We start from the raw sequence: 26274 nt of genomic DNA, 5'->3' as shown, positions 1-26274 counted from the left end.
CTGAACCTCTCCCGCCGGCAACCCTCTGATGGCAGGACACCGAAGCACTGACTAGGCTTGGGTGGCGCATTCATCATCAGAGGGATTGCCATGGGTATCATCGGAACCATCTTCATCGGCCTGATCGTTGGTCTGCTGGCGCGTTTTCTCAAGCCCGGCGACGACAGCATGGGCTGGATCATGACCATCCTGCTGGGTATCGGCGGCTCGCTGGCGGCGACTTACGGCGGCCAGGCCCTGGGCATCTACCAGGCGGGTCAGGCAGCCGGTTTCTTCGGCGCACTGGTGGGCGCGATCATCCTGCTGGTGATCTACGGTTTCATCAAAAAGAGCTGACTCCGGGCTAGAATGCTCGGCAACTTTTCCTACGGTTGCCGAGCTTTTTCATGCGTGCGCTTTTCCTGATTCCCCTGCTGCTGTGCAGCACTCTCGCCCGAGCCGAGTTGCCCGAGACCGACTGGCTGGAGCTGATGCCCAAGTCGGACCAGAAAGCCCTGGAAGAAATGCCGGAAATCGACCACAACTCCCCGGAAGCCAAGGGCACCTTCGATGCCAAGGGTGGCTTGAAGCAGAGCAAGGGCCTGCCGGCGGTGATGTATTCGACCAAGACCGTGGCGACCATGAACGGCAAGTCCATCCGCCTTGGCGGCTATCCGGTACCGCTGGAGGCCGATGCCAAGGGCAATAGCACGCTGTTCTTCCTCGTCCCTTATCCTGGTGCGTGCATCCACGTGCCGCCGCCGCCGCCTAATCAGCTGGTGCTGGTGCGCTATCCGAAAGGCGTGAAACTGGCGGACATCTATACGCCGCTGTGGGTCAGCGGGACGCTGAAGGTGGAGAAGGTCAGCAATGATCTGGCGGATGCGGCTTATGCCATGGATGCAGGGAAAGTGCGGGTAGTAGAAGACTCGGATCTGTAAGCGACGCAGACCCCGCAGGGTCCGCGTCGCTTTTCTCAGATTTGCTCGCTGGCCAGGGTCAGGCCTAGCGTGTGGCTGGCTCCCGGTGCCAGTTCCACCACATCGTCCCAGACATTCGCCGTCTCGATGCACAGCATGCGTTGCCAGCCATCATCAGCCATGTCCGGTAACTGCGCGGCACGCTCGGTCCAGGGGTTCCAGATCACCGCCGAACGCGAACCCCGGGTGCTGACCCGCACGCGGCGGTTCCACGCCGGATCGACGATGGCCAGTTCGGCCGGCGTATCGAGGTAGATGCGGTCGGTCTCGCCGCTGAAGGTCAGGTCTGCCTGCTGGGTGCGTTGTTCCCAGTCCGCGAGGGTCTCGATGTAGTCCCGGCCTTTCACCCCTTCGACGCTCACCGAACGCACGTCGCTGACCGCGAAGTAGCTGTGCAGCGCCTGGCTCAGGGTGACGGGCGCGCTGCCCAGGTTGCGGCTGGTGAGATCGAGGCTCAGATGCTCGCCCATGCGGATATCGAGGGTCAGCTCGACCCGATGCGGCCAGCCGGGCAGGTCGCCCTGGGTTTCCGGGAGGGTGAAGGACAGTTGCAGGGCCTCGTCGCTGCTGTCGATGCCGAGCAGTTGCCAGTCGCGGCCGCGGACCAGGCCATGGGCCGGAGCCTCGCTGCCGTTGACCTGCTGGCGTACGGCTTCGGGATTGCGCTGCAGGTTGCCGAACCACGGCCAGCACACCGGAACACCGGCGCGTACCGACTTGCCGTGGTTGAACAGGGCCTGGTCGCTCAGCCAGAGGAGGGGAGGCTCGCCCAGTCGCTGGTAGCTCAGCACCTGCGCACCCTGCTGGGCCACCAGCAGCTCGGCGCTGTCGCTGGTGATGCGCCAGCAGTTGAGTTCGCCGTGTTGTTCCGATTCGACCTTGGGTGTGGACATGCGTTGATCTCGATGAAGTGACGTAAGGGTTGGACCTTGCGTGATTCAGCGAGTTTACCGCGCACCCGGCTCAGCGACGAGGCGGTACCGAGCGGGTGCGGCCACTGCCGTCGATGGCGACGAAGACGAAGACCGCCTCGGTGACCTTGCGCCATTCGCTGGAGAGCGGGTCGTCGCTCCACACCTCGACCATCATCTGGATCGAGCTGCGGCCGATTTCCAGGGTCTGGGTATAGAAAGACAACTGTGCGCCGACAGCCACCGGCACCAGGAAGGCCATGCGATCGATCGCCACGGTGGCGACCCGGCCACCGGCGACGCGGCTGGCCATGGCGGTGCCGGCGAGGTCCATCTGGGCGACCAGCCAGCCGCCGAAGATATCGCCGAAACCGTTGGTTTCGCGGGGTAATGCGGTGATCTGCAAGGCCAGGTCGCCTTGCGGGATCGGATCTTCTTGTTCGAGTTCAATCATGCCGGGGTGCCTCTGACCCGTGACGCTTCATTGGTTGACGCAGAAGGGCGCCGCAAAAAACGATTCAGCTGATCAATACTGCGCTGCTTTCGTTTCGAAGGGCGGCGAAGGGAAACTCTGCGAAACCGACCAAGCCTACTTGGCAGCGTTTTCGCACAATATCCCACCTTGGACTCAACCGGTTGCTACGAGGGGCCAGTATATAGAGCCTCGCAGACACCGACGACCATGCAGCCCGGATTATCTGCGTGGATTATGTAGATCTGTGTCGCTTTCGGACAATTTGTTATCGTTCGACGTTCTTCCAGGCCATAAAACCCTTGCTGCCAGGCCTGCGTACCTTCCAATAAGAGAAGTCTCAATGACATCGGTTCCCTCCAGCCTCGACCAGCCGGCCCGGCCGCTGACCCGCAACGACTACAAGACCCTGTCGCTGTCCGCCCTCGGCGGTGCGCTGGAGTTCTATGACTTCATCATCTTCGTATTCTTCGCCACCGTGGTGGGCAAGCTGTTCTTCCCGGCGGACATGCCGGAATGGCTGCGCCTGATGCAGACCTTCGGCATCTTCGCCGCGGGCTACCTGGCGCGGCCGCTGGGTGGCATCGTCATGGCCCACTTCGGCGACCTGCTGGGGCGCAAGAAGATGTTCACCCTGAGCATCTTCATGATGGCCGTGCCGACCCTGATCATGGGCCTGCTGCCGACCTACGCGCAGATCGGCATGGCGGCGCCGATCCTGCTCCTGCTGATGCGGGTGATCCAGGGTGCGGCGATCGGCGGTGAAGTGCCGGGTGCCTGGGTGTTCGTCTCCGAGCACGTGCCGGCACGCAACACCGGCTTCGCCTGCGGCACCCTGACCGCCGGCCTGACCGCCGGCATCCTGCTCGGCTCGCTGGTGGCGACCCTGATCAACAGCGTCTACACGCCGACGGAAGTCTCCGACTACGCCTGGCGCATCCCGTTCCTGCTGGGCGGCGTGTTCGGCCTGTTCTCCGTGTACCTGCGTCGCTGGCTGCACGAGACCCCGGTGTTCGCCGAGCTGCAACAGCGCAAGGCGCTGGCCGAGGAAGTGCCGCTGCGTGCGGTATTGCGTGACCACCGTGGCGCCATCGTCCTGTCGATGCTGCTGACCTGGCTGCTCTCCGCCGGGATCATCGTGGTGATCCTGATGACTCCCACCGTGTTGCAGACCGTCTATGGCTTCACCCCGAGCATTGCGCTGCAGGCCAACAGCCTGGCCATCGTGTTCCTGACCCTGGGCTGTGTCGGTGCCGGCAAGCTGGTCGACCGCTTTGGTGCGGGTCGTGTATTTGTCCTGGGTAGCCTGGCCTTGCTGTTCACCTCGTGGACCTTCTACCACACCCTCGCCGAGCACAAGGACCTGCTGTTCCCCATGTATGCCCTGACCGGCCTCTGCGTCGGCATCGTCGGCGCCGTGCCCTACGTGATGGTTCGCGCCTTCCCGCCGGTGGTGCGCTTCAGCGGCCTGTCGTTCTCCTACAACGTTGCCTACGCCATCTTCGGCGGCCTGACCCCGATGGCGGTCACCGCACTGCTCAAGTTCAGCCCGATGGCACCGGCGATGTACGTCGCCGGAATCTGCACCATCGGCTTCCTGGTCGGCCTGTACCTGCTGGCGACCAAACGCTGACGCAAGCCCTTGCCGCTGCCGGGCAATCCGGCGGCGGCGCCTTTGCAACATGCTGATTCATATGCCCTTCACCCGGGCATAAAGATCTACCTCAGCCGCTTTCTCCCCGCCCGACACCCTGCGCCATACAGACAAGGAGATTCTGTATGGACAAGGGATTACCCGATAACTCGACGGGCGACGTGGTTATCCGCGACGGTTCCGTTGAAACGCAAGGACCGAGGGACGGTGGCTTTTTCACCATCGGAGGTGGCGGTGGATTTTCGGGCGGTTTCGGAGGGTCGAGCCGCAGGCGGGCGAAGAAGCGTGCCAGGGCCCGGGCAGAAGCCATCGCCAAACGCCGTGCCGAGCAACAGGCCGCTGCCGACGCGGCGCATCAGCAACAGCTTGCCGCCCAGGCAGCAGCCCAAGCCGAAGCCCACCGGCAATGGGTGGCGCACTTCTCGCAAACCCAGCAGGCCACCCAGGCCACCATCGACCGGCATTACACCGCCCAGCGGGAGAATGTCGGGCAAGCGCTGAAGACCGAGCTGGAAGCGGTCCGCAAATATCCCGCCTATGACGGCAGCGAGCGCTGGCAACTGCATCTGATCACCCGGGAAAGACAGGTGATCGAGGAGATCATCGCGGCGAAGGCCGCCGAGCTGCAGCGCAAGACCCAGATGGCTCTGGCTTTCGACGGTCAGGACCCGCTCCAGCGCACCGCGCAGGACTACGCGCAACGCCTTGCGCAACAGGGCTCCAGCCAAGCCTTCCAGCAACTTCATCAGGACTGGGAGGCTGCCTACATCGCGGCCCAGGAAGCGCAGCTGCTTTCTGAAGCCATCCGCCAGCTGACTGAGCGATCCAACGCCCTTGCGGCCAGCCATGCCGAGCAGAAGGTGGTGTGGAAGGCCCGCGAGGAGGAATGGGAGCGCCAGAGGCAATACAAGGAATTGCGCGAGGAGCGGGTCCGGTTCAAGCAACTGGCGGACGAAAACCTTCGGCTCAAGCGGATCCGCGAGGCCAATTCGCTGACGATGCCGATGGCGGCCAGTGCAGGCGGGGTGGTTTTGGCCTGGGGTGGTTCCGAGGTCGTGCAGGAGGTGGGCAAGGACATCGAGCGCCTGGTCAGGGCCGCAGTCCAGGAGTTGAGTGCAGCCGGGCTGCTAGCGACCAAGGTATTCAAGCACCCGGCCTTGGTTGCCGCTTTCCATATTCCCGAGACTGGAAACTCGGAGCTTACGACAGAGCAGCGCCAACGGCTCCAGGGTATTGGTATTTCGTCTGACCTGATGGGTGTGCGTCCGGGGCAGGATCTGCAAGCACTGGCTGATGCAGGGCAGATGGCCGAGCTCGATTACCGGGTGAAGCTGGAAACGCATCAAGGAACGACCGCGATCATCGTCGCCAGCACCGGTGAGGACATCCCGTCCCGGGTTCCGGTCAGAAGCGCTGTTTTCGACCCGCTGACCAACACCTTCCGGGCAGAAGGGGCGGCGGCTACCGACCGTGACCTGGTGTTCAGCGCCGATCCCGCGCCGGGAGACTTGCCAAGGCTTGAGCCACACCCATCGTCGGGCCTGCTGTCGGGCGAGCCGGAGGTGTTTGCCGCTCCGGATGGTGCGGATTTCCGTATCAAGGACTGCATCGTCTGCATCCCGGGCATGGTGCCCGTGTACTTCTCGTTCGACGTGCCGCCGGTTGGAACGGGCGTTGTCAGTGGCACCGGACAAGCTGCCACTGTGAGCTGGTGGCAAGCCAGCACGCAGCCGGGTGGTGCGGGCATCCCGGCAAAGGCAGCCGCTACGCTGCGGGGCAAGGCCTTCGCCTCGTTTGCTGGCTTCGAGCGCGCCCTGTGGCAGGCAATCAGTCAAGAGGCCGCTCCCGGTTGGGACTTCAGCGAGCCCAACCAGCGGCGTATCGCTGATGGTCTTGCACCTTATGCGCCGAAAAGCAGTTGGGTTGGCCAACGTCGCGAGTTGGAGGTGCGCTACCTGCAAGGTGCCCTGGGAACGGCGCCCTACGATCTCGACCAGATCAGCCTGCAGACGCCTGCCAGTGCCGTTGGCGTACGACCCGAGACCCGGCCTTTTGCACCATGGCTACAACTGGGCGAGCCGATTTCTCTCGAAGCGGCGAAGTCGCTGGCGCATTCCTCGGGTGGGCGTCGCACCTGGACGCCGCTAGTACCGCCGGGTAGCGATCTGCTTGGCTCGACGGATCTGCCCCAAGGGCCAACGCTGCCGGGAACGATTCCAGGTGCCGAACTGGATCCCTACCGACCACAAATCGAAACACTTCCAGGCCTGGACGGAGGACAAACCGGGTCCACTATTCCTGGTTATGGAGGAGGGGTCGAGCTGCCGACGTCGGGTCTCGTTTTCTCGGATCCACTGGACGTGGGGCCATACAGTGATCTGGGGCGAGATAGTGTGAAAGACGGTCTGGATATTGATCACATCGTCTCAAAGAAAGCATTGGAACTGTTTATACGAAGAAATTTTCCGGAAATGACCAGTGGTGAAATCGATGACGCAGTTCGTAAAGCTCCTAGCATGGCTATCCCGAGTGAAATTCACAGGAAGTTCAGTGAGACATATGGCGGTAGAAATAGCAGAGATAAACAGATACAGGATTCTATCGATCTGAAAGCCGGAGTGAACAGCAACGTTGATGCCCTGAAGTCGGGGCTCTTGGAGTATGGCTTGAAAGAGTCAGATATTGAGCAGGCGCGTCAGAAACTGCACGAACTATACAAATCGCAGGGGTGGACTGAATGAGGGCAAGCGAGCTTGAAAAAATTCTTGAGTATCTGGGGCGGTCTCACGCCGATCTCGTGGCGAATCACGTTATTCCCGACTTGGAGCTTCAGGAAATTTACCCAGGATCGGAAAGGCGGCACATCACACTGGAGCAGGGGCTGGAACTGGACTTTCTACCGGACGACAAAGTCTTTACAGCGCTCTTTATAACGTTGAGGACAACAACACCTTCCACGACAAAATATCTGGGTGAGCTTCCAGAGGAGTTTTTCTCAGAAATGGATCAGGAAATGGTGATCGATTTGTTCGGTGATCCAGTAGCGTCTAGAGGTCCGGTAAGAATGCCCGAACCCATTGGTCAGACTGGGGGATGGGCATCATACATCTATGACGAAGAGATGTTTCCTGGTGTCGAACTGCAGTTCCAGTACACCGCGGATATGCAGGTAAAAACCATCGTTTTCGCTCTAGGAAAATAATTACTGATTGCCACCTTGCTACGGCCGCATGGTGGCATTTCCCCCTCAAATGGATCTGTTGAAATGGAATTCAAAGCACAACTATCCGACTACACCCGTGACGAGTTCAAGGCACTGGTCTCGGCAATCTGGCACGGTGAAACCGACAACGATACCCGTACCCTGCTGATCAACCACTTCGATAGCATCGTTGGCCATCCATTGGGCTCGGACCTGATCTTCTATCCTCCGGACAGCGACACTGCCAGCGTCCATTCAATCGACAACGTCGTGTTCCATGTTCAGAACTGGCACAACAGCAAGGGTCTGGCCGCTTTCAGGAACGAACCTGCACCGCAGGCTCCCCCTGGGCCGTCCCTTCGCCTGAGCCAGCAGGAGCGAAAGGTCCTGGCATCACAGCAGGACCTGGCCAAGGCACGCCAGTTGGTTGCCGACGTCGATGCCGCTGTGCAGGCGGTCGACCAGGCAATGTTGCACCTTGGCCGCTTGTTGGATGAATGGCAGGCTCAGACGCTCGATTCGCGCACCATTGCCGGACATATAGAAGAAATGACTCGGCTTGAAAGGACTCAGTCCGATATGGTCCGTGCGATTAACAAGCTCGAGTTCATGAAACAGAAGGTCCAGTTCGCCAAATCGGGTGCCGAGCGGGATGTCACCAGTCCGTTTCGCGATCCGGGCATCCAGTCAGACGTCTTGGCGATCGTCACTGCCGCCAGCAATCGCTATCTGGAAGCATTGGCCGATGTTGAACGACGCCATCGTCAACTGCATGACCGTTGCATGCCGCTATTCGAGGAAGCAGAAGCTCATCTCGCTCATCGTCTGTCGGCTCCAGGGGCGCAAACACAGCAAGCACCGCATGTCGTGCAGATCACCTCGTGGCCAGCCCAGTTGCGTCCGTGCCTGATGTTCGCCACCGACAGCGCGGCCATCGGGCGCCGGGAGCTGGATGCAATGAAACAGTCGATTCGTTCGGCGATAGCAGAATTCGCTTGGCAGGCGACTTCTCTCAATGCCGAGCACCCTGGCACTTTTTCGGGAGTCGCGGGCTTCTTCTACGATCATTGGAAAAGTCACGACGGATATGTCGTCAGCGTGCCACTTGGTGATTTCATGCCAATCGATGGGCATGACTGGCAGCAGCTTGCCCGAAGTGGGGCTCAGGTAGATTTGCCTTATCGCCTGTTCCCGCGAAGTGCTCCAGTCACTCCAGGAAAGATCGCTGTCGGCTTGAAAGCGATCACCGAGCTCCAGCAGGTATGCCTGACCCCGACCAGCGGCGACAGCCTGTCATCGAAAGTGCCTGTAGTAATGGTGGCGCGGGAGCCGTCCAGTGCAACCTTCAGCCTTGCAGTGTCAGGCCAGACGCCCATGGTCATTCACTGGCACAGGTCGGTGGGTATTCAAGACCTTTCGCCGGAGGCGCCCGCAACTTATCCCATGGGAGGACTGGTTAGAACGCCTGAAACGCCGCTGATGGAATCTTTGGAAACAAATGGTCCGGTAGTTTTTGACGATTGCGTGCTGGTCTTTCCGACGGACAGCGGGCTCGATCCGCTTTACCTGATGTTCAAGCGCAGCGGGGGTATTCCTCTGTAACCAGCGGGACAGAGCAGGGGAGAGAGATGGCTTGCGCAACCATATTTCGCGCCCACGGCAACTGATGGCTTTTCATCTAATTGTCATATTCGAGTCATAGAGTAGTCATGCGGCCTGCAGATACTTGGGCCCGATCCATCTCACCCCCGAATTCCTGCTAGGAGCAAGGCATGAAACTGAAGCGTTTGATGGCGGCCCTGACCTTTGTCGCCGCTGGCGTTGCCACCGCCAACGCGGTAGCCGCTGTTGACCCAGCTATTCCGACCTACACCAAGACCACCGGTGTGTCGGGCAACCTCTCCAGCGTTGGTTCCGATACCCTGGCCAACCTGATGACGCTGTGGGCTGAGGCGTACAAGAAGGAATACCCGAACGTAAACATCCAGATCCAGGCCGCCGGTTCCTCCACAGCGCCACCCGCGCTGACCGAAGGCACCGCCAACCTCGGCCCTATGAGCCGCAAGATGAAGGACGTCGAGCTGCAGGCGTTCGAGCAGAAGTACGGCTACAAGCCGACTGCCATCCCGGTTGCCGTTGACGCCCTGGCTGTCTTCGTTCACAAGGACAACCCGATCAAAGGCCTGACCATGGCCCAGGTCGATGCCATCTTCTCCTCCACCCGCCTGTGCGGTGGCAAGGCCGACGTCAAGACCTGGGGCGACCTGGGCGTGACCGGCGACCTGGCCAACAAGCCAGTCCAGCTGTTCGGCCGTAACTCGGTATCCGGCACCTACGGCTACTTCAAGGAAGAAGCCCTGTGCAAAGGTGACTTCAAGCCTAACGTCAACGAGCAGCCAGGTTCGGCTTCCGTTGTTCAGTCGATCAGCTCCTCGCTGAACGGCATCGGCTACTCGGGCATCGGCTACAAGACTGCTAGCGTCAAGACCGTAGCCCTGGCCAAGAAAGAAGGCGGCGAGTTCGTTGAAGACAACGAAGCCAACGCCCTGAACGGCACCTACCCGCTGTCGCGCTTCCTGTACGTCTACGTCAACAAGGCCCCGAACAAGCCTCTGGCCCCGCTGGAAGCCGAGTTCGTGAAGCTGGTCCTGTCGCAAGCCGGCCAGCAAGTGGTAGTGAAGGACGGCTACATCCCGCTGCCAGCCAAAGTGGCTGAGAAAGCCCTGGCTGACCTGGGTCTGACCCACGCTGCCGGTGTAGCCAAGAACTAAGTGTGACCAGGCGGGGTTCGGAGGATGCCGAGCCCCGCTGCAAATTCTCAGTCCGCTGCCAGGACATCTGCGCGGCGGGCTTTTTTGCGTCACTGCATTGTCATGTTTCTGTCATACGGGACCGCTAGGGTGTGCGCATGAATGATCTGGCCAACTCCACAATGACCCAAAATTCTCCCCCCGTGCGGATTGATTTCAATACGCCCGAGTTGCAACGCAAGCGCCGCATTCGCGCGCTCAAGGATCGCCTGACCCGCTGGTATGTACTGGTAGGCGGGCTTGCCGTGCTGGCGGCGATCACCCTGATCTTCTTCTACCTGGCCTATGTGGTCGTGCCGCTGTTCCAGGGCGCGAGCCTGACCAGCAAGAAGGCCCTGGAGCCAACCTGGCTGCAACAGGACGCGGGTAAACCGCTGATGATTGCCCTGGAAGAGCAGAACCTCGTCGGCATGCGTGTCTCCGACAAGGGCCAGGCCCTGTTCTTCGATACCAAGACCGGCGCCGAGATCAAGCGCGTCGAGCTGCCCCTGCCGGCTGGCGTCCAGGTGACGTCGATCGGTGCCGACCAGCCGGGTAGCCCGCTGATCGTGTTGGGCCTGTCCAATGGTCAGGTGCTGGTGTTCCACCACACCTACAAGATCACCTACCCGGACAACAAGAAAACCATCACACCGGCCATCGACTTCCCCTACGGCCAGGAGCCCATCGCCCTGGACAACGAGGGTCGTGCGCTGGAACACGTGAGCCTGAACGTCAACGGCGACACCCTGATGCTTACCGGTTCCGCCGGCGCGCATCTGCAGGTGCTGCAACTGAGCCGTTCGGAAAACATGATGACCGGCGAAGTCACCAACGAGCAGAACCGCATCGACCTGCCGCAGATGACCGAGCCGGTGAAGCAGATCTTCATCGACCCGCGCCAGCAGTGGCTGTACGTGATCAACGGTCGCGCCCAGGCCGACGTGTTCAGCCTGCGCGACAAGAGCCTCAACGGTCGCTACAAGCTGGCCGAGGACGGCAACGTCGAAATCACTGCCAGCGCCCAGCTGGTCGGCGGCATCTCGCTGATCATCGGTGACTCCAAGGGCGTCCTTTCGCAGTGGTTCATGGCCCGCGACCCGGATGGCGAGCAGCGCCTGAAGCGCATCCGCGACTTCAAGATGAGCGATGCCCCGATCGTGCAGATCGATGCCGAAGAGCGCCGCAAGGGCTTCATCGCCCTGGACGCCGCCGGCAAGCTCGGTGTGTTCCACAGCACCGCGCACCGTACCCTGCTGGTCGAGCAGGCGGTCGAAGGCCCGGGCATCCTGGCCCTGTCGCCACGCGCCAACCGCGTGTTCATCGAGGAAGGCAACAAGCTGCAGCCGCTGACCCTGAAGAACCCGCACCCGGAAGTCTCCTTCAGCGCGCTGTGGGGCAAGGTCTGGTACGAGAACTATGACGAGCCTAAATATGTCTGGCAGTCGACCGCCTCGAACACCGACTTCGAACCCAAGCTGAGCCTGTCGCCGCTGACCTTCGGTACCCTGAAGGCCGCGTTCTACGCGATGATCCTCGCAGCTCCCCTGGCCATCGCCGCCGCTATCTACACCGCCTACTTCATGGCGCCCGGCATGCGCCGCAAGGTCAAGCCGGTGATCGAGTTGATGGAAGCGATGCCGACGGTGATCCTCGGCTTCTTCGCCGGCCTGTTCCTCGCGCCGTACCTCGAAGGTCACCTGCCGGGTGTGTTCAGCCTGATGCTGTTGCTGCCGCTGGGCATCTTGGTCGCCGGCTTCAGCTGGAGCCGCCTGCCGGAGTCGATCCGCCTGCGCGTCCCGGATGGCTGGGAAGCCGCGATCCTGATCCCGGTGATCCTGGTGACCGGCTGGTTCGCCCTGTACATGAGCCCGTTCCTGGAAACCTGGTTCTTCGGTGGCGACATGCGCCTGTGGATCACCAACGACCTGGGCATCACCTACGACCAGCGCAACGCCCTGGTAGTCGGCATCGCCATGGGCTTCGCGGTCATCCCGAACATCTACTCGATCGCCGAGGACGCCGTGTTCAGCGTGCCGCGCAGCCTGACCCTGGGTTCGCTGGCGCTGGGTGCCACGCCATGGCAGACCCTGACCCGCGTGGTCATCCTGACCGCCAGCCCGGGCATCTTCTCCGCGCTGATGATCGGCATGGGCCGCGCCGTGGGTGAAACCATGATCGTGCTGATGGCCACCGGCAACACGCCGGTGATGGAGCTGAACCTGTTCGAAGGCATGCGCACCCTGGCGGCCAACGTCGCGGTGGAAATGCCCGAATCGGAAGTCGGCGGCAGCCATTACCGCGTCCTGTTCCTCGCCGCGCTGGTGCTCCTGATGTTCACGTTCATCATGAACACCTTGGCCGAGCTGATTCGCCAGCGTCTGCGCAAGAAATACTCGTCGCTTTGATAGAGAAGGTAGAGATCCGTGAAAAAGGATTCCCTCAACAGTTGGTTCAAGAGCGGCGCCCCCGGCGTCTGGATCAGCGGTGGCTCGGTTGCCATCGCGGTCATCATGACCATCGGCCTGCTCGCCGTGATCGCCGTCCGCGGCCTGGGTCACTTCTGGCCCGCTGACCTGATCCAGGCCAGCTACAACGTGCCGGGCCAACCCGCGCACGTGGTGGTTGGCGAGGTGGTACAGAAGGAAGAAGTGCCACGTGCGCGTCTGAAAGGTGCCGGCCTACCGGTGCCGGATGACGGCCCGGAGTTCATGACCCGCGAACTGATCAAGGTCGGTAACCGCGACCTGAACGGCAGCGACTTCACCTGGGTGGTCGGTGAGTGGCTGGTCGACCAGCAGCGTCCGGCCGAGCTGATTGCCCTGGAGCGCCGCGAGTGGGGCAACTTCTACGGCTACCTGGTCAGCGTCAAGGAAAACGGCAAGGTCGTCGCTGAAGGCCAGGCCGCCTGGGCCGAACTGCAAAACCGTCTGGCCCGCTCCGAGAAGCTTGCCCGCGATCTGCAGAGCCTTGAGAAAAAGGACATCGGCGCCATCAACCATGGCCTCGAACGCCTGCGCCTGCACAGCCGCAAGCTGGAACTGGAAGGCAAGCTGGACGCCGCCGCCCAGGCCGATATCGAAGCCGAGCGCGCCGAGCTGAACAACCGCTACAAGGCCATCGAAGAGCGTCTGGGCACCCTGCACCAGGACTTCGCCCGCGATGCCCTGGTCGCCCGCGACGGCAACGGCCGCGAAGTGGAGATCAACCTGAGCAAGGTGGTGCACGCCTACCAGCCTAACGGCATGGGCCTGGCCACCAAGATGGGCGTGTATTTCAGCAAGGTCTGGGAATTCCTCAGCGACGACCCGCGTGAAGCCAACACCGAGGGCGGTATCTTCCCGGCCATCTTCGGTACCGTGATGATGACCCTCATCATGGCCGTGATCGTGACCCCGTTCGGCGTACTGGCCGCAGTCTACCTGCGCGAATACGCTCGTCAGGGCCCGGTGACCCGCCTGATCCGCATCGCGGTGAACAACCTGGCCGGTGTTCCGGCGATCGTCTATGGCGTATTCGGCCTGGGCTTCTTCGTCTACGTGCTGGGTGGCTCGCTCGACCGCCTGTTCTTCCCTGAAGCGCTGCCGGCGCCGACCCTGGGTACCCCGGGTCTGCTCTGGGCCTCGCTGACCCTGGCCCTGCTGGCGGTACCTGTGGTGATCGTCGCCACCGAGGAAGGCCTGGCGCGGATCCCGCGGACCGTGCGCGAGGGCTCCCTGGCCTTGGGCGCGACCAAGGCCGAGACCCTATGGAAGATCGTCCTGCCGATGGCCAGCCCGGCGATGATGACCGGCATGATCCTCGCGGTGGCCCGTGCCGCCGGTGAGGTGGCACCGCTGATGCTGGTGGGCGTGGTGAAACTGGCGCCTTCGCTGCCGGTGGACGGCAACTACCCGTATCTGCACCTGGACCAGAAGATCATGCACCTGGGCTTCCACATCTATGATGTCGGCTTCCAGAGCCCGAACGTCGAGGCCGCCCGTCCGCTGGTGTACGCCACCGCGCTGCTGCTGGTGCTGGTGATCGCCACCCTGAACCTTTCGGCGGTGTGGATCCGTAACCACCTGCGCGAGAAGTACAAGGCGCTGGACAGCTGATCGACACCCCTTTTTTGCGATTGCCGCCCGTGCCCAGCGCCGGGCGGTGCGATGAAACGAAATTGATAGCGTATGGAGTCTGACCATGCAGCATGAATCCCACGCCCACGGCATCGATATGTCGGCCCTGGGTCGCGACAAACAGAGCCTGCGCCTGGCCGAAGAAACCGTGGCCATCGAAGTACCCGGCCTGAGCCTGTTCTACGGCGAGAAACAAGCCCTGTTCGACGTGCAGATGAACATTCCGAAACAGCGCGTGACCGCCTTCATCGGCCCGTCCGGCTGCGGCAAGTCGACCCTGCTGCGGACCTTCAACCGCATGAACGACCTGGTGGATGGCTGCCGCGTCGAGGGCGCCATCAACCTGTACGGCAACAACATCTATCGCAAGGGCGAAGACGTTGCCGAACTGCGCCGCCGCGTCGGCATGGTGTTCCAGAAGCCCAACCCGTTCCCCAAGACCATCTATGAAAACGTGGTCTACGGCCTGCGCATCCAGGGCATCAACAAGAAGCGCGTGCTCGACGAGGCCGTCGAGTGGGCACTCAAGGGCGCGGCCCTGTGGGACGAAGTGAAAGACCGTCTGCACGACTCGGCCCTGGGCCTGTCCGGTGGTCAGCAGCAGCGTCTGGTCATCGCCCGTACCATCGCCGTCGAGCCGGAAGTCCTGCTCCTCGACGAACCGTGCTCAGCACTCGACCCGATCTCGACCCTGAAGGTCGAAGAGCTGATCTACGAGCTGAAATCCAAGTACACCATCGTCATCGTGACCCACAACATGCAACAGGCGGCGCGGGTCTCCGACTACACCGCGTTCATGTACATGGGCAAACTGGTCGAGTTCGGCGATACCGACACCCTGTTCACCAACCCGGCCAAGAAGCAGACCGAAGACTACATCACCGGTCGCTACGGCTAGGAACAGGCGCAAGCGCCAGGTGCCCGGGACAGACACGAATGACTTGAAGCTTGCGGCTCGGAGCCGGCAGCTTTGCGGAGCGAAAGCATGATCGATAAAGACAGCCTCACCCATCACATCTCCCAGCAGTTCAACGCCGAGCTCGAAGAGGTGCGCAGCCACCTCCTGGCCATGGGCGGCCTGGTCGAGAAACAGGTAAACGACGCGGTCACCGCGCTGATCGAGGCCGATTCCGGCCTGGCCCAGCAGGTGCGTGAAGTCGACGAGCAGATCAACCAGATGGAACGCAACATCGACGAGGAGTGCGTGCGCATCCTCGCCCGTCGCCAGCCTGCCGCGTCCGACCTGCGCCTGATCATCAGCATCTCCAAGTCGGTGATCGACCTGGAGCGCATCGGCGACGAATCGACCAAGATCGCCCGCCGTGCCATCCAGCTGTGCGAGGAAGGCGAGTCGCCGCGTGGCTACGTCGAAGTCCGTCACATCGGCGACCAGGTACGCAACATGGTGCGTGACGCCCTGGACGCCTTCGCCCGCTTCGACGCCGACCTGGCGTTGTCCGTGGCCCAGTACGACAAGACCATCGACCGCGAGTACAAGACCGCCCTGCGCGAGCTGGTCACCTACATGATGGAAGACCCGCGTTCGATCTCGCGCGTGCTCAGCGTCATCTGGGCCCTGCGTTCGCTGGAGCGGATCGGTGACCACGCGCGCAACATCTCCGAGCTGGTGATCTACCTGGTGCGCGGCACCGACGTGCGTCACCTGGGCCTCAAGCGCATGAAAGAAGAAGTACAAGGCGCCGAAGTGCCTAATGTTCCGGCTGAAACTGACGATAAATAAGGTTGCCCCGAGAACTGACGCCCGGCTCTGGCCGGGCGTTTTCGTTTGCGGCAGCGCAATAGAAGGCACCCGCGAACGAATATGTTGTTGTGTCCCGGCGTGACCGAAGTTTTGGCAAATCGCCATCAGTCAACGTTATGCTAGTCGGGATCAGGAAGGAGTGGCGATGAGTAAAGTCAGTGTGCTTGTTGTGGATGATGCGCCGTTCATCCGCGACCTGGTAAAGAAATGCCTGCGTAACTATTTCCCCGGCATGGTCATCGAAGATGCGGTCAACGGGCGCAAGGCCCAGGCCCTGATGGCCAAGGAAGCCTTCGACATGGTCCTGTGCGACTGGGAGATGCCGGAGATGTCCGGTCTCGAACTGCTGACCTGGTGCCGTCAGCAGGATGCGCTCAAGGCCTTGCCGTTCATCATGGTGACCAGCCGTGGCGACAAGGAAAACGTGGTGCAGGCGATCCATGCCGGTGTTTCCGACTATGTCGGCAAGCCGTTCACCAACGAACAGTTGCTGACCAAGGTGAAGAAAGCCCTGGCCAAGGTCGGCAAGCTCGACGCCGCCATGGCGGGTGGCCCGGCGCGTTCCTCGACTGGCTTCGCAAACGATTCCTTGTCGGCTCTGACCGGCGGCGCCAAGCCTGCCGCGCCAAATGCGCCGGCTGCGGCTCCGGCCGCCAAGCCGCTGATCAGCGCCCCGCCGGTACCGACCCAGCCCGCGCCCCCTACCGGTCGTGGCCAGGGCCAGCTGCGCCTGTCCAGCGGCAACCAGCCGTGCATCATCAAGGCCCTGACGTTGAAGGAAGCTTCGCTGGTGGTTCGCCGCAGCGATGCCCTGCCGCAGGTGCTGGAAGGTGCCGTGCTCGACCTGGAACAGGGCGAACAGTCGGAAGTCGCCCGTCTCAACGGCTACCTGCACTCGGTGGCGGCCCTGGAGCCAAAGCCGGACAGCGACTGGCTGCAACTGATCTTCCGTTTCGTCGACCAGGACGCGCAGAAGCTCGACTACCTGTCGCGCCTGATCGCCCGTGGTACCGCGCAGAAGCAGTACATCCCGAGCGCCTGATTCATCTGCGGGAGCTAGCTTGCTCGCTCCCGCAGTGTTTGATGGCCGTTTAGCGGCAAATTGCCACCGCTGATCGGTTGCAACCCTCTCAAGCCGTTTCCCCGCCTTCTACCGTAACAGTGCACTGCTAGTCTTCGACGACAGACCCGAAACAACCCCGTCGTCGGAAGGCTTCCTGCCATGCCATCTCGCCTCCTGCTGTTCTGCGCACTGCTGTTATCCGCCGGACCGGCGCTGGCCATGACCATCTACCAGAGTCGCGACGCCTACGGCGTGGTGACCTACTCCGACCGCCCCATGGTCGGCTCGCGGCCCTTCGTGTTCCGCGACCGCATGGACGAGAAGCTCGACAGCCAGGTGCACCTGCAGACCACCCCCCATCCCCAGGGCGTGCACTTCTCGGTGTACAACGAACTCTATGCGCCGGTGGAAGTGGAACTGCGCCTGGAGCGCCTGGGCAACGCCCGGGAAAGCGGGCCGCGGGTGGTGCGTCGGGTGATCGGGCCACGGGCCACGGTGGCGCTGACCGGCCTCACCGCCGTACGTCCGGGACAGAAGGTCAGCTACCGGGAAACCTTCCGTACCGCCCTCGGCGATCCCGCGCAGCGGCCCCAGGCCTATCGTTATCCCTTGCCGTGGCGCGGCGGGCCGTTCCGCCTGACCCAGGGGCCCAACGGGCGCTTCAGCCATTTCGGTCCGAAAGGCCGCTATGCCATGGATATCGCCATGCCCGAGGGTACGCCGATCATCGCCGCCCGGGCCGGGGTGGTGGTGAAGATCGAGAACCAGCAGAGCGGGCGGGGCACGCAGCCGTCGGGCAACTTCGTCAGGGTCCTGCACAACGACGGCACCATGGGCGTGTACCTGCACTTGATGCGCGGTTCGGTGGTGGTGCGTGAGGGCCAGCAGGTGGCGTACGGCACGCCGCTGGCGCGTTCGGGGAATACCGGGAGGAGCACCGCGCCGCACCTGCATTTCGTGGTGCAGCGCAATGTCGGGCTGGCGGTGGAGTCGATTCCCTACCAGTTCAACCAGCCCGTCGGTGGGTTGCCAAGCTTTACTGCCGGCAACCCGTGAGGCGGCTCAATCGAGCTTGAGCACCTTGGCCAGCACGATCTTCGGCCCTTTCATCTTCTTGATGATGATGCGCAGGCCTTCGACTTCCAGCACTTCTTCCTCTTCCGGGACCCGCTTTAGCGTCTCGTAGACCAGGCCGGCGAGGGTTTCCGCCTCGATATGGTCGAGGTCGATACCCAGCAGGCGCTCGACCTTGAACAGCGGGGTGTCGCCCCGTACCAGCAGCTTGCCTGGCTGGTAGGCGAGGATGCCGCGTTCGGTCTTGCGGTGTTCGTCCTGGATATCGCCGACCAGCACTTCCAGCACGTCTTCCATGGTCAGGTAGCCGATGACCTTGCCGTCGGCTTCCTCGACCAGGGCGAAGTGCGCGCCGCCCTTGCGGAACTGCTCCAGCAGTTGCGACAGCGGCATGTGCCGGGACACGCGCTCCAGCGGACGGGTCAGCTCGACCAGGTTGAACGACTCCGGCACATGGTCCAGGGCCGCCAGTTCCAGGAGCAGGTCCTTGATGTGCAGCAGGCCGACGAACTCGCCGCGCTCGGCGTCGTACACCGGGTAGCGGCTGAACTTGTGGCGACGGAACATCGCCAGGATTTCCTTCAGCGGCGCGTTGACGTCGAGGCTGATCATGTCTTCCCGGGAGTTGGCCCAGTCGACTACTTCCAGCTCGCCCATCTCCACCGCCGAAGCCAGTACGCGCATGCCCTGGTCGCTGGGGTCCTGGCCGCGGCTGGAGTGCAGGATCAGCTTCAGTTCCTCGCGGCTGTAATGGTGCTCGTGGTGCGGACCCGGTTCGCCCTGGCCGGCGATGCGCAGGATGGCGTTGGCGCTGGCGTTGAGCAAGTAGATGGCCGGGTACATCAGCCAGTAGAACAGGTACAGCGGTACCGCGGTCCACAGCGACAGCAGCTCCGGCTTGCGGATGGCCCAGGACTTGGGGGCTAGCTCGCCGACCACGATGTGCAGGTAGGAAATCACGAAGAAGGCGCTGAAGAACGAGACGGCCTTGATGATTTCCGGCGACTGCACGCCGACTGCGGCCAGCAGCGGCTCCAGGAGGTGGGCGAAGGCCGGCTCACCGACCCAGCCCAGGCCCAGCGAGGCGAGGGTGATACCCAGCTGGCAGGCGGACAGGTAGGCGTCCAGCTGGCTGTGTACGGTGCGCAGGATGCTGCCCCGCCAGCCGTGCTGTTCTGCGATCGACTCGACGCGGGTCGAGCGCAGCTTGACCATGGCGAACTCTGCGGCAACGAAGAAGCCGTTGAGCAGGACCAGGAGCAGGGCGAAGAGAATCATGCCGAAGTCGGCGAAAAGAGAGGCGAGACTGATACTGGAGGAAGGATCCATGATGGGGTTTTACGGGGTTCCGTGTTCTTGAAATAGTAAGAAATAGGTGCCAGCTGATGCTGGCACCGGTCCGCCAATGTAGCGGCTGAGGGCGCAAATGCAAAGTGCGCTGGATCAGTAGGCCCTTTGTGGGGCGAGCTGGGCGCTGGGGAAGTGGCAGGTGAAGGTGCTGCCATGGCCCGGCACGCTGCTGATCTCCAGGCGGCCGCGGTGGCGCAGCAGCACGTGCTTGACGATTGCCAGGCCCAGGCCGGTGCCGCCGGTGTTGGAGGCGCGGCTGGAGTCGACCCGGTAGAAGCGTTCGGTCAGGCGCGGCAGGTGCTTGGCGTCGATGCCGATGCCGGAGTCCTGCACGCTGAGGTGCGCGCCCTGCTCGTCGGCCCACCAGCGGATGCGGATGTTGCCTTCGTCCTGGGTGTACTTCACGGCGTTGAACACCAGGTTGGAGAAGGCGCTGCGCAGTTCCGCCTCGCTGCCCTTGAGGCGGATGCCGGGCTGGGCTTCCAGCGTGATGCGCTGGTTACGCTGGCCGGACAGGGCCTGGGCATCGCCCTTGATGGATTGCAGCAGGCTGTCGACCGGCACTGGATGGTTGTCCGACGGATAGTCGGTGGCTTCCAGCTTGGCCAGGAGCAGGAGGTCGTTGAGCAGGGTCTGCATGCGCGAGCCCTGTTGCGCCATCTGCTGCAGGGCGCGGACCCAGCGCGGGTTCACGTCCTCGACGTTGTCCAGCAGGGTCTCCAGGTAGCCGGCGATCACCGTCAGCGGCGTGCGCAGCTCGTGGGAGACGTTGGCGACGAAGTCCTTGCGCATCTGCTCCAGCTGGTGGATGCGGGTCACGTCGCGCACCAGCATCAGGTGCTCGTTGTTGCCGTAGCGGGTGATATGGAACTGGATACGCATCCGGTCGCTGATCGGTGACGGAATTTCCAGCGGCTCGACGTAGTTTTCCTGTTCGAAGTATTCCTTGAAGCGCGGATGGCGAACCAGGTTGGTCACGGCCTGACCACTGTCCTGCGGAGTCTTCAGGCCCAGCAGGGTCTCGGCGGCGCGGTTCCACCATTCCAGGTTGCCTTCGCTGTCGAGCATGATGATTGCGTCCTTCAGCGCGGCGGTGGATTCCTGGACGCGGTCGATCACCGCTTGCAGGCGCCCGCGGACGCGCTGGTCGCGGCGTTGCAGGTGGTAGATGCTGTCGAACACCTCACCCCACAGGCCGTAGCCATCCGGTGGCGGCTCGTCGGGTTTGTGTGCTTGCAGCCAGTGGTGCAGGCGCAGCATCTGCTTGAGGGTCCAGCCCAGGTAGACCGCCAGGCCCAGGGCCAGGCTCCAGCCGTAGTAGCCGCTGACCAGTCCGACCAGCAGGCAGACGGTGATCAGCAGCAGCATGTGGCGAATCAGGGTGCCGTGCCAGTTCTGGTTCAATTGCGGGATCCTTGCGGATCAGCTGCAAGTTGCAAGCGGTAAGCTGCAAGATTGAAGCGGATCGTCTTAATGCTTGTGCTCTTCTTGAGCGGTAAGCTCCAAGCTGCAAGTCGGAGCACATCGGTTGTGCTGTTTCTTGCAGCTTTCGGCTTGCAGCTTACGGCTGTTCCTCAGCTCTTGGTCGAGAACCGATAGCCCGTGCCGCGAACGGTTTGTACCAGATTTTCGTAGGCATCACCCAGTGCCTTGCGCAGGCGACGGATGTGTACGTCGACGGTGCGTTCCTCGACGTAGACGTTGCCGCCCCAGACCTGGTCCAGCAATTGGCCACGGGTGTAGGCGCGTTCCTGGTGGGTCATGAAGAATTGCAGCAGGCGGTATTCGGTCGGGCCCATCTCGGCAGGCTTGCCATCGATAGTCACGCGGTGGCTGATCGGGTCGAGCAGCAGGCCGCCGACTTCGATTGGCGCTTCGCCATCGGTCGGGCCGGCACGGCGCAGGACCGCCTTGAGACGGGCGACCAGCTCGCGCGGCGAGAACGGCTTGGTGATGTAGTCGTCGGCGCCGACTTCCAGGCCCTGGATCTTGTTGTCTTCCTCACCCTTGGCGGTGAGCATGATGATCGGCACGTCGCTGGTCAGCTCGTCGCGCTTCAGGCGGCGGGCCAGCTCGATGCCGGAAGTGCCCGGCAGCATCCAGTCGAGCAGGATCAGGTCCGGCTTGCGGTCGACGATGATGGCATGCGCCTGCTGCGAGTTCTCGGCCTCCAGGCAGTCATAGCCGGCCATTTCCAATGCAACGGCGATCATCTCGCGAATTGGCGCTTCGTCGTCAACGATCAGAATGTTTCTGCCAACCATGCTTAAACCTCTCCCCAGCTTCAGGTGTCTTGGCCCGCATTAGATAACGGAATTATTGCAGCTGTGTGACAGGTCGGGGGCCGTTGCAGCAACTTCCTGTTACTGAACTAGGCTTGAGAGTCCTGCTATTCAACAAAAACGGTGAATCCAATGACACGACATACGCTGAACTGGATGGCGCTTTGCGCAACCCTGGCAATCCCGGGGGTGGCAGCGGCGCAGCCGGCCATGGAGAAGGGCGGCATGCTGGTGGACCACGCCGGCATGACCCTCTACACCTTCGACAAGGACAGCGGTGGCAAGTCCATGTGCAACGGCGACTGCGCCACCAACTGGCCGCCGCTGGCGGCGAAGGCGGGCGACAAGGCCGAGGGCAAGTGGACGCAGATCAAGCGCGACGATGGCAGCATGCAGTGGGCTTATGACGGCAAGCCGCTGTACACCTTCGTCAAGGACAAGAAAGCCGGGGACATGACCGGTGATGGCATGAAGGATGTGTGGCACGCGGCCAAGCCGTAAGGCTTGAGGGCCTCATCGCTGGCTTGCCAGCGATGGGGCCATCAGCAAAAACAGAAGAATCAGCGGGTCGCGTAATCGATCACGATGCTGACAAAGATGATGAACCCCGCCCAATGGTTATGCAGGAACGCCTTGAAGCAGGCTTCCCGCTCCAGCCCGCGGGTCGACCAGTATTCCCAGGCGAAGCACAGCGCCGCACCCAGCAGCCCCAGATGGAACCAGCCCCCCAGGCCGAACTGGTTGCCTGCCAGCAACAGGCACAGCAGCGACGCGCCCTGCAGCGACAGGATGATGATGCGATCGGCCTCGCCGAACAGGATCGCCGTGGATTTCACGCCGATTTTCAGGTCGTCGTCGCGGTCGACCATGGCGTAGTAGGTGTCATAGCCCACGGTCCACAGCAGGTTGGCGATGTACAGCAGCCAGGCGATCGCCGGCAGCTCGCCGGTGGCTGCGGTAAAGGCCATGGGGATACCCCAGGAATAGGCGGCGCCGAGGACCACCTGCGGGTAGTAGGTGTAGCGCTTCATGAACGGATAGCACGCCGCCAGCGCCACGGCGCCGAACGACAGCAGCACGGTCTTCTGGTTGGTGCACAGCACCAGCAGGAAGCTGATCGACACGAGGATGGCGAACAGGGCCAGGGCTTCGCGGGCGCTGATCCGCCCGGCGGCCAGCGGGCGCTCGGCGGTGCGCTTGACGTGGCCATCCACCTTGCGGTCGGCGAAGTCGTTGATCGCGCAGCCGGCGGCACGCATGAACACCACGCCGAACAGGAAGATCAGCACGTTGGCCAGGGTTGGCGAGCCATTGCCGGCGATCCACACCGCCGACAGGGTCGGCCACAGCAGCAGGTAGATGCCGATCGGCTTGTCCATGCGGCTGAGCTGGATGAAGTCCCAGGCCCGCGGGTGCAGGCGGTTGAGCGACTTGAGCAGATCCAGGTACATCAGCGCACCTCCTTGAACGCTGCGCTGGCCTGCCACAGGGCAGGCAGGAACACTTCGGCCACCAGCAGGCGCAGAGCACCCCGGTCGAAGCGCGAGCGCCGGCCCCACAGGTCGTCGGCGGCCTGTTCGGCGGGCAGCCAGGCAGACGGGTAATGGCAGACCTCGATGGCCTGGCGGGCGAAGCCCTGGTCGCAGAACAGCAGTTCGCCCAGCGAGCGGCTGCCCAGCGCCTCCATGTCCAGGCCGTCGTCGCGCAGGGCCTCGCGGCCGGCCACGCTGCGGGCGAACACCCACGGCTCGCCATGACCACGCAGGTACACCTCGCGGACCCAGCCTTCGCTGCCGGGCGCCAGGCCCAGGCTCAGGCATTCGTCATCGCGCAGCGGCTGCCAGCCTTCGAACAGCGGGGTCACGGAGAAATTGTCAGTGGAAAGACGGGTCAGACGACGGGTCAAGGAGCCCTGGTCGAACAGCCAGTCGAGGATCAGCGCCGGGGTCTTCGCGGCGAGCCGCGGCGTATGCGGCGTCCATTGTGCGGCGGGGTAATGCGGGGATTCGTTTGGCACGGTAGATAGACGGTTACAGGCCAGTGAAGCGCCGGAGCTTAACATGTTTATCAGGGCGGCTTGCATCGTCTGGCCGGGGTCAGTACAAAGCCCGCTGAGGGCTGATCGCCCATTCGATAAAAGCAAGATCGCCCCGAGCCTGAAATGAGGAGAGCGAGTGATGAAAAAGTGGCAATGCGTGGTGTGTGGCCTGATCTATGACGAGGCCGAGGGCTGGCCGGACGACGGCATCGCTCCGGGCACCCGCTGGGAAGACGTACCGGAAGACTGGCTGTGCCCGGATTGCGGCGTCGGCAAGATCGATTTCGAAATGATCGCCATCGGCTGATCTGTTTTTCACCCTGACAAGGATATTCAAGGCATGACCGATCCCGTCGTGATAATCGGCACCGGACTGGCGGGCTACAACCTCGCCCGCGAATTTCGCAAGCTCGACGGCGAGACGCCGTTGCTGCTGATCAGCGCGGACGATGGCCGCTCCTATTCCAAACCGATGCTCTCGACCGGTTTTGCCAAGAACAAGGACGCCGACGGCCTGAGCATGGCCGAACCGGGTGCCATGGCCGACCAGCTCAAGGCCGAGATCCGCACCCATACCCGCATCAGCGGCATCGATCCGGGCCACAAGCGGCTGTGGATCGGCGAGGAACAGGTGCGCTACCGCGACCTGGTCCTGGCCTGGGGCGCGGAGACCGTGCGGGTGCCGATCGAGGGCGACGCTGGCGATGCGGTGTTCCCGATCAACGATCTCGAAGACTACGCACGGTTCCGCGCCGCTGCGGTCGGCAAGCGCCGGGTGCTGATCCTCGGCGCCGGCCTGATCGGCTGCGAATTCGCCAATGACATGAGTCTCGGCGGTTTCGAGGTGGAGCTGGTGGCGCCGTGCGAACAGGTCATGCCGACCCTGCTGCATCCGGCAGCTGCGGCGGCGGTCCAGGCTGGCCTGGAAGGCTTGGGCGTGCGTTTCCACCTGGGCCCGGTACTGAACCGCCTGCAACGGGTGGGCGAAGGGCTTGAGGCGCATCTGTCGGACGGTTCCGTCATCGGCTGCGAGCTGGTGGTGTCGGCGGTCGGCCTGAGGCCGCGCACCGACCTCGCCGCCGCCGCCGGCTTGCGCATCAATCGCGGCGTGGTGGTGGACCGGGAGTTGCGTACGTCCCACGCCAATATCTTCGCCCTGGGCGATTGTGCCGAGGTCGATGGTCTCAACCTGCTCTACGTGATGCCCCTGATGACTGGCGCACGGGCGCTGGCGCAAACCTTGGCCGGCAAGCCGACGGCAGTCAGCTACGGGCCGATGCCGGTCACCGTGAAAACCCCGGTGTGCCCATTGGTGGTATCGCCTCCGCCCTTCGGCACGGAAGGAAAATGGAGCGTCGAAGGCCAGGGTGGCGACCTGAAAGTGCTCTGCCACGATGCTCAGGGGCAACTGCTGGGTTACGCACTCACTGGCACTGCGGTGATGGAGAAGTTGGCATTGAATCGCCAGCTTCCGGCCCTGCTGGCGTAAATACCGGTCGTTCTGTCGGATTTACCCTTCCATTGCCCGCTCAATGGCCGCGCTGACACTGGCGCGGCCCTTGGCGGCGTGCCATCCTCACTTCCGTCTGCCGCAGTTTAGAGCCTGCGGTGCCTTGGGCGCTGCTTGAGGGCAGCACGGCATAACAACAAAAATTTCCGTCAAAGAGGCTTCACCATGCGTAAACCCGAACTCGCCGCAGCCATCGCCGAAAAGGCCGACCTCACCAAAGAGCAGGCCAACCGTGTACTGAACGCCCTGCTGGAAGAAATCACCAACGCATTGGGGCAGAAGAAATCCGTGACCCTGGTCGGTTTCGGTACCTTCGAACAGCGTCACCGCGGTGCCCGCACCGGCAAGAACCCGCAAACCGGCGAACCGGTCAAGATCAAGGCCAGCAACACCGTGGCATTCAAGCCAGGCAAGAATCTCAAGGACGTCGTCAACTGACGTGATGGTCCTGCGCAGCAGCCAGAACGGGCATCCCAGGGGATGCCCGTTTTGTTTTGTGGATTTCGTTCACTAAAAGGATAAACTGCGCCCGCCAGTCACTTTTTCACCGAGGCGCATTCATGAAGTTCCGCTTTCTCCTTTGGGCCATGGGGCTGCTGATGTCCCGGGCCAGCCGCAAGAATCCGGCGTTCCAACAGCAACTGAAGGACAAGGACCTGGTGTTCCAGCTCCAGACCCTGGATGGCAAGGCCGCCCGGCATTTCATCGTGAAGGACAGCCGTATCAGCAGCAGCGGCGGCACCTATCCGGAGCCCGCCTTCGCCATTGCGTTCAAGGATGCGGCATTCGGCTTCGAGACCCTGCAGGCGAAGAACAAGCAACTGGCGTTCATGCAGGGGATTCAGGACAAGAGCATCCAGATCAAGGGCAATCCGGCGCTGGTGATCTGGTTCCAGGGCTTGATGAAGTACCTGAAACCGAAGAAGAAAGGCTGAAACAAGAAGCTCAAACATTACGCGGACCTTGTGGGAGCGGGTTCACCCGCGATTGCAGTGGTGAATTCACCGGCCTCATCGCGGGGGGAACCGCGCCCCCCACGCCCCCGCGCACGAAGGGGGGGTGGTGTGTGCGCAGTTTTTGGGGACGCCCG

The 26274-nt window shown here is 62.5% G+C and carries 25 protein-coding genes; 18 read left to right on the top strand and 7 right to left on the bottom strand.

All coding sequences use genetic code 11. The features are described from left to right. The first annotated feature begins 90 nt into the window (after nucleotides 1–90). The gene (locus V0R59_RS09570; protein WP_330072839.1) at nucleotides 91–336 is read left to right on the top strand and encodes a GlsB/YeaQ/YmgE family stress response membrane protein; all 246 of its coding nucleotides are present in this window, start codon (nucleotides 91–93) and stop codon (nucleotides 334–336) included. 50 nt (nucleotides 337–386) lie between these two features. After that, the gene (locus tag V0R59_RS09565) at nucleotides 387–920 is read left to right on the top strand and encodes a DUF3299 domain-containing protein (protein WP_330072838.1); all 534 of its coding nucleotides are present in this window, start codon (nucleotides 387–389) and stop codon (nucleotides 918–920) included. 35 nt (nucleotides 921–955) lie between these two features. On the opposite strand, the gene V0R59_RS09560 is transcribed toward V0R59_RS09565, so the two are convergent. Next, on the bottom strand, nucleotides 956–1852 hold the full coding sequence (locus V0R59_RS09560) for a D-hexose-6-phosphate mutarotase (protein ID WP_330072837.1): 897 nt from the start codon (nucleotides 1850–1852) through the stop codon (nucleotides 956–958). Between the two features lie 70 nt (nucleotides 1853–1922). Next, complete coding sequence (locus V0R59_RS09555) at nucleotides 1923–2324, bottom strand: acyl-CoA thioesterase (protein WP_009402429.1); 402 nt, start codon at nucleotides 2322–2324, stop codon at nucleotides 1923–1925. A 361-nt stretch (nucleotides 2325–2685) separates the two neighbouring features. Here V0R59_RS09555 and V0R59_RS09550 point away from each other — a divergent pair, with 361 nt between their 5' ends. The 11 genes from V0R59_RS09550 (at nucleotide 2686) to V0R59_RS09500 (ending at nucleotide 17986) form a co-directional block, all read left to right on the top strand. After that, the gene (locus V0R59_RS09550) at nucleotides 2686–3975 is read left to right on the top strand and encodes an MFS transporter (protein WP_330072836.1); all 1290 of its coding nucleotides are present in this window, start codon (nucleotides 2686–2688) and stop codon (nucleotides 3973–3975) included. Nucleotides 3976–4121: 146 nt separating this feature from the next. Beyond that, on the top strand, nucleotides 4122–6737 hold the full coding sequence (locus V0R59_RS09545) for an S-type pyocin domain-containing protein (RefSeq protein WP_330072835.1): 2616 nt from the start codon (nucleotides 4122–4124) through the stop codon (nucleotides 6735–6737). Next, the gene (locus V0R59_RS09540; RefSeq protein WP_330072834.1) at nucleotides 6734–7198 is read left to right on the top strand and encodes a DUF6392 family protein; all 465 of its coding nucleotides are present in this window, start codon (nucleotides 6734–6736) and stop codon (nucleotides 7196–7198) included. The genes V0R59_RS09545 and V0R59_RS09540 overlap by 4 nt, the downstream gene beginning before the upstream one ends. 63 nt (nucleotides 7199–7261) lie before the next feature. Further along, nucleotides 7262–8800: a bacteriocin immunity protein gene (locus tag V0R59_RS09535; protein WP_330072833.1), complete on the top strand. Its 1539-nt coding sequence runs from the start codon at nucleotides 7262–7264 to the stop codon at nucleotides 8798–8800. 170 nt (nucleotides 8801–8970) lie between these two features. Beyond that, entirely contained in the window at nucleotides 8971–9969 is a 999-nt protein-coding gene (locus tag V0R59_RS09530) for a phosphate ABC transporter substrate-binding protein PstS (RefSeq protein ID WP_330072832.1), read from the top strand. Between the two features lie 137 nt (nucleotides 9970–10106). Further along, complete coding sequence (locus tag V0R59_RS09525) at nucleotides 10107–12395, top strand: ABC transporter permease subunit (RefSeq protein WP_330072831.1); 2289 nt, start codon at nucleotides 10107–10109, stop codon at nucleotides 12393–12395. Between the two features lie 18 nt (nucleotides 12396–12413). Further along, nucleotides 12414–14084 (top strand): phosphate ABC transporter permease PstA, encoded by a 1671-nt coding sequence (gene pstA / locus V0R59_RS09520; RefSeq protein ID WP_330072830.1) that lies wholly within the window; start codon nucleotides 12414–12416, stop codon nucleotides 14082–14084. Nucleotides 14085–14169: 85 nt separating this feature from the next. Further along, nucleotides 14170–15003: a phosphate ABC transporter ATP-binding protein PstB gene (gene pstB / locus V0R59_RS09515; protein ID WP_330072829.1), complete on the top strand. Its 834-nt coding sequence runs from the start codon at nucleotides 14170–14172 to the stop codon at nucleotides 15001–15003. A gap of 87 nt (nucleotides 15004–15090) precedes the next feature. Next, nucleotides 15091–15846, top strand: a complete 756-nt coding sequence (gene phoU, locus V0R59_RS09510; RefSeq protein WP_330072828.1) for a phosphate signaling complex protein PhoU — start codon at nucleotides 15091–15093, stop codon at nucleotides 15844–15846. A gap of 166 nt (nucleotides 15847–16012) precedes the next feature. Continuing rightward, entirely contained in the window at nucleotides 16013–16909 is an 897-nt protein-coding gene (locus V0R59_RS09505) for a response regulator (RefSeq protein ID WP_330072827.1), read from the top strand. Between the two features lie 180 nt (nucleotides 16910–17089). Beyond that, the gene (locus V0R59_RS09500) at nucleotides 17090–17986 is read left to right on the top strand and encodes a peptidoglycan DD-metalloendopeptidase family protein (RefSeq protein WP_330072826.1); all 897 of its coding nucleotides are present in this window, start codon (nucleotides 17090–17092) and stop codon (nucleotides 17984–17986) included. A gap of 6 nt (nucleotides 17987–17992) precedes the next feature. Here V0R59_RS09500 and V0R59_RS09495 read toward each other — a convergent pair whose 3' ends face one another. The 3 genes from V0R59_RS09495 to phoB form a co-directional block, all read right to left on the bottom strand. Continuing rightward, nucleotides 17993–19333: a hemolysin family protein gene (locus V0R59_RS09495; RefSeq protein ID WP_330072825.1), complete on the bottom strand. Its 1341-nt coding sequence runs from the start codon at nucleotides 19331–19333 to the stop codon at nucleotides 17993–17995. A gap of 114 nt (nucleotides 19334–19447) precedes the next feature. Next, complete coding sequence (gene phoR / locus V0R59_RS09490; RefSeq protein ID WP_375547333.1) at nucleotides 19448–20758, bottom strand: phosphate regulon sensor histidine kinase PhoR; 1311 nt, start codon at nucleotides 20756–20758, stop codon at nucleotides 19448–19450. 170 nt (nucleotides 20759–20928) lie between these two features. Next, complete coding sequence (gene phoB, locus V0R59_RS09485; protein WP_075805828.1) at nucleotides 20929–21618, bottom strand: phosphate regulon transcriptional regulator PhoB; 690 nt, start codon at nucleotides 21616–21618, stop codon at nucleotides 20929–20931. Between the two features lie 150 nt (nucleotides 21619–21768). Here phoB and V0R59_RS09480 point away from each other — a divergent pair, with 150 nt between their 5' ends. Next, nucleotides 21769–22137 carry a COG4315 family predicted lipoprotein gene (locus tag V0R59_RS09480; RefSeq protein WP_330072824.1) on the top strand — a complete coding sequence of 123 codons (369 nt, stop codon included), beginning with the start codon at nucleotides 21769–21771 and terminating at the stop codon, nucleotides 22135–22137. A gap of 59 nt (nucleotides 22138–22196) precedes the next feature. On the opposite strand, the gene ubiA is transcribed toward V0R59_RS09480, so the two are convergent. Then, complete coding sequence (ubiA, locus tag V0R59_RS09475; RefSeq protein ID WP_330072823.1) at nucleotides 22197–23087, bottom strand: 4-hydroxybenzoate octaprenyltransferase; 891 nt, start codon at nucleotides 23085–23087, stop codon at nucleotides 22197–22199. Further along, nucleotides 23087–23653, bottom strand: a complete 567-nt coding sequence (locus V0R59_RS09470; protein ID WP_330072822.1) for a chorismate--pyruvate lyase family protein — start codon at nucleotides 23651–23653, stop codon at nucleotides 23087–23089. Before V0R59_RS09470 ends, ubiA begins: the two co-directional genes overlap by 1 nt. Nucleotides 23654–23813: 160 nt before the next feature. Between V0R59_RS09470 and V0R59_RS09465 the strand changes: the two genes are divergently transcribed. From V0R59_RS09465 to V0R59_RS09450, 4 genes are all read left to right on the top strand, one after another. Then, nucleotides 23814–23981, top strand: coding sequence for a rubredoxin (locus tag V0R59_RS09465; protein WP_330072821.1), 168 nt, complete (start codon nucleotides 23814–23816; stop codon nucleotides 23979–23981). 33 nt (nucleotides 23982–24014) lie between these two features. Beyond that, a complete protein-coding gene (locus V0R59_RS09460) occupies nucleotides 24015–25163 on the top strand; it encodes an NAD(P)/FAD-dependent oxidoreductase (RefSeq protein ID WP_330072820.1) in 1149 nt (382 codons plus the stop codon). Between the two features lie 186 nt (nucleotides 25164–25349). Continuing rightward, entirely contained in the window at nucleotides 25350–25622 is a 273-nt protein-coding gene (locus V0R59_RS09455; RefSeq protein WP_330072819.1) for an HU family DNA-binding protein, read from the top strand. Between the two features lie 122 nt (nucleotides 25623–25744). Further along, nucleotides 25745–26119, top strand: a complete 375-nt coding sequence (locus V0R59_RS09450; protein WP_330072818.1) for a helicase — start codon at nucleotides 25745–25747, stop codon at nucleotides 26117–26119. Nucleotides 26120–26274 lie beyond the last annotated feature (155 nt).

The sequence above is a fragment of the Pseudomonas ulcerans genome (assembly GCF_036324125.1).
In the GTDB taxonomy this organism is placed as follows: Bacteria; Pseudomonadota; Gammaproteobacteria; order Pseudomonadales; family Pseudomonadaceae; genus Aquipseudomonas; species Aquipseudomonas ulcerans.
This window is presented reverse-complemented; position numbering and strand designations above follow the sequence as displayed.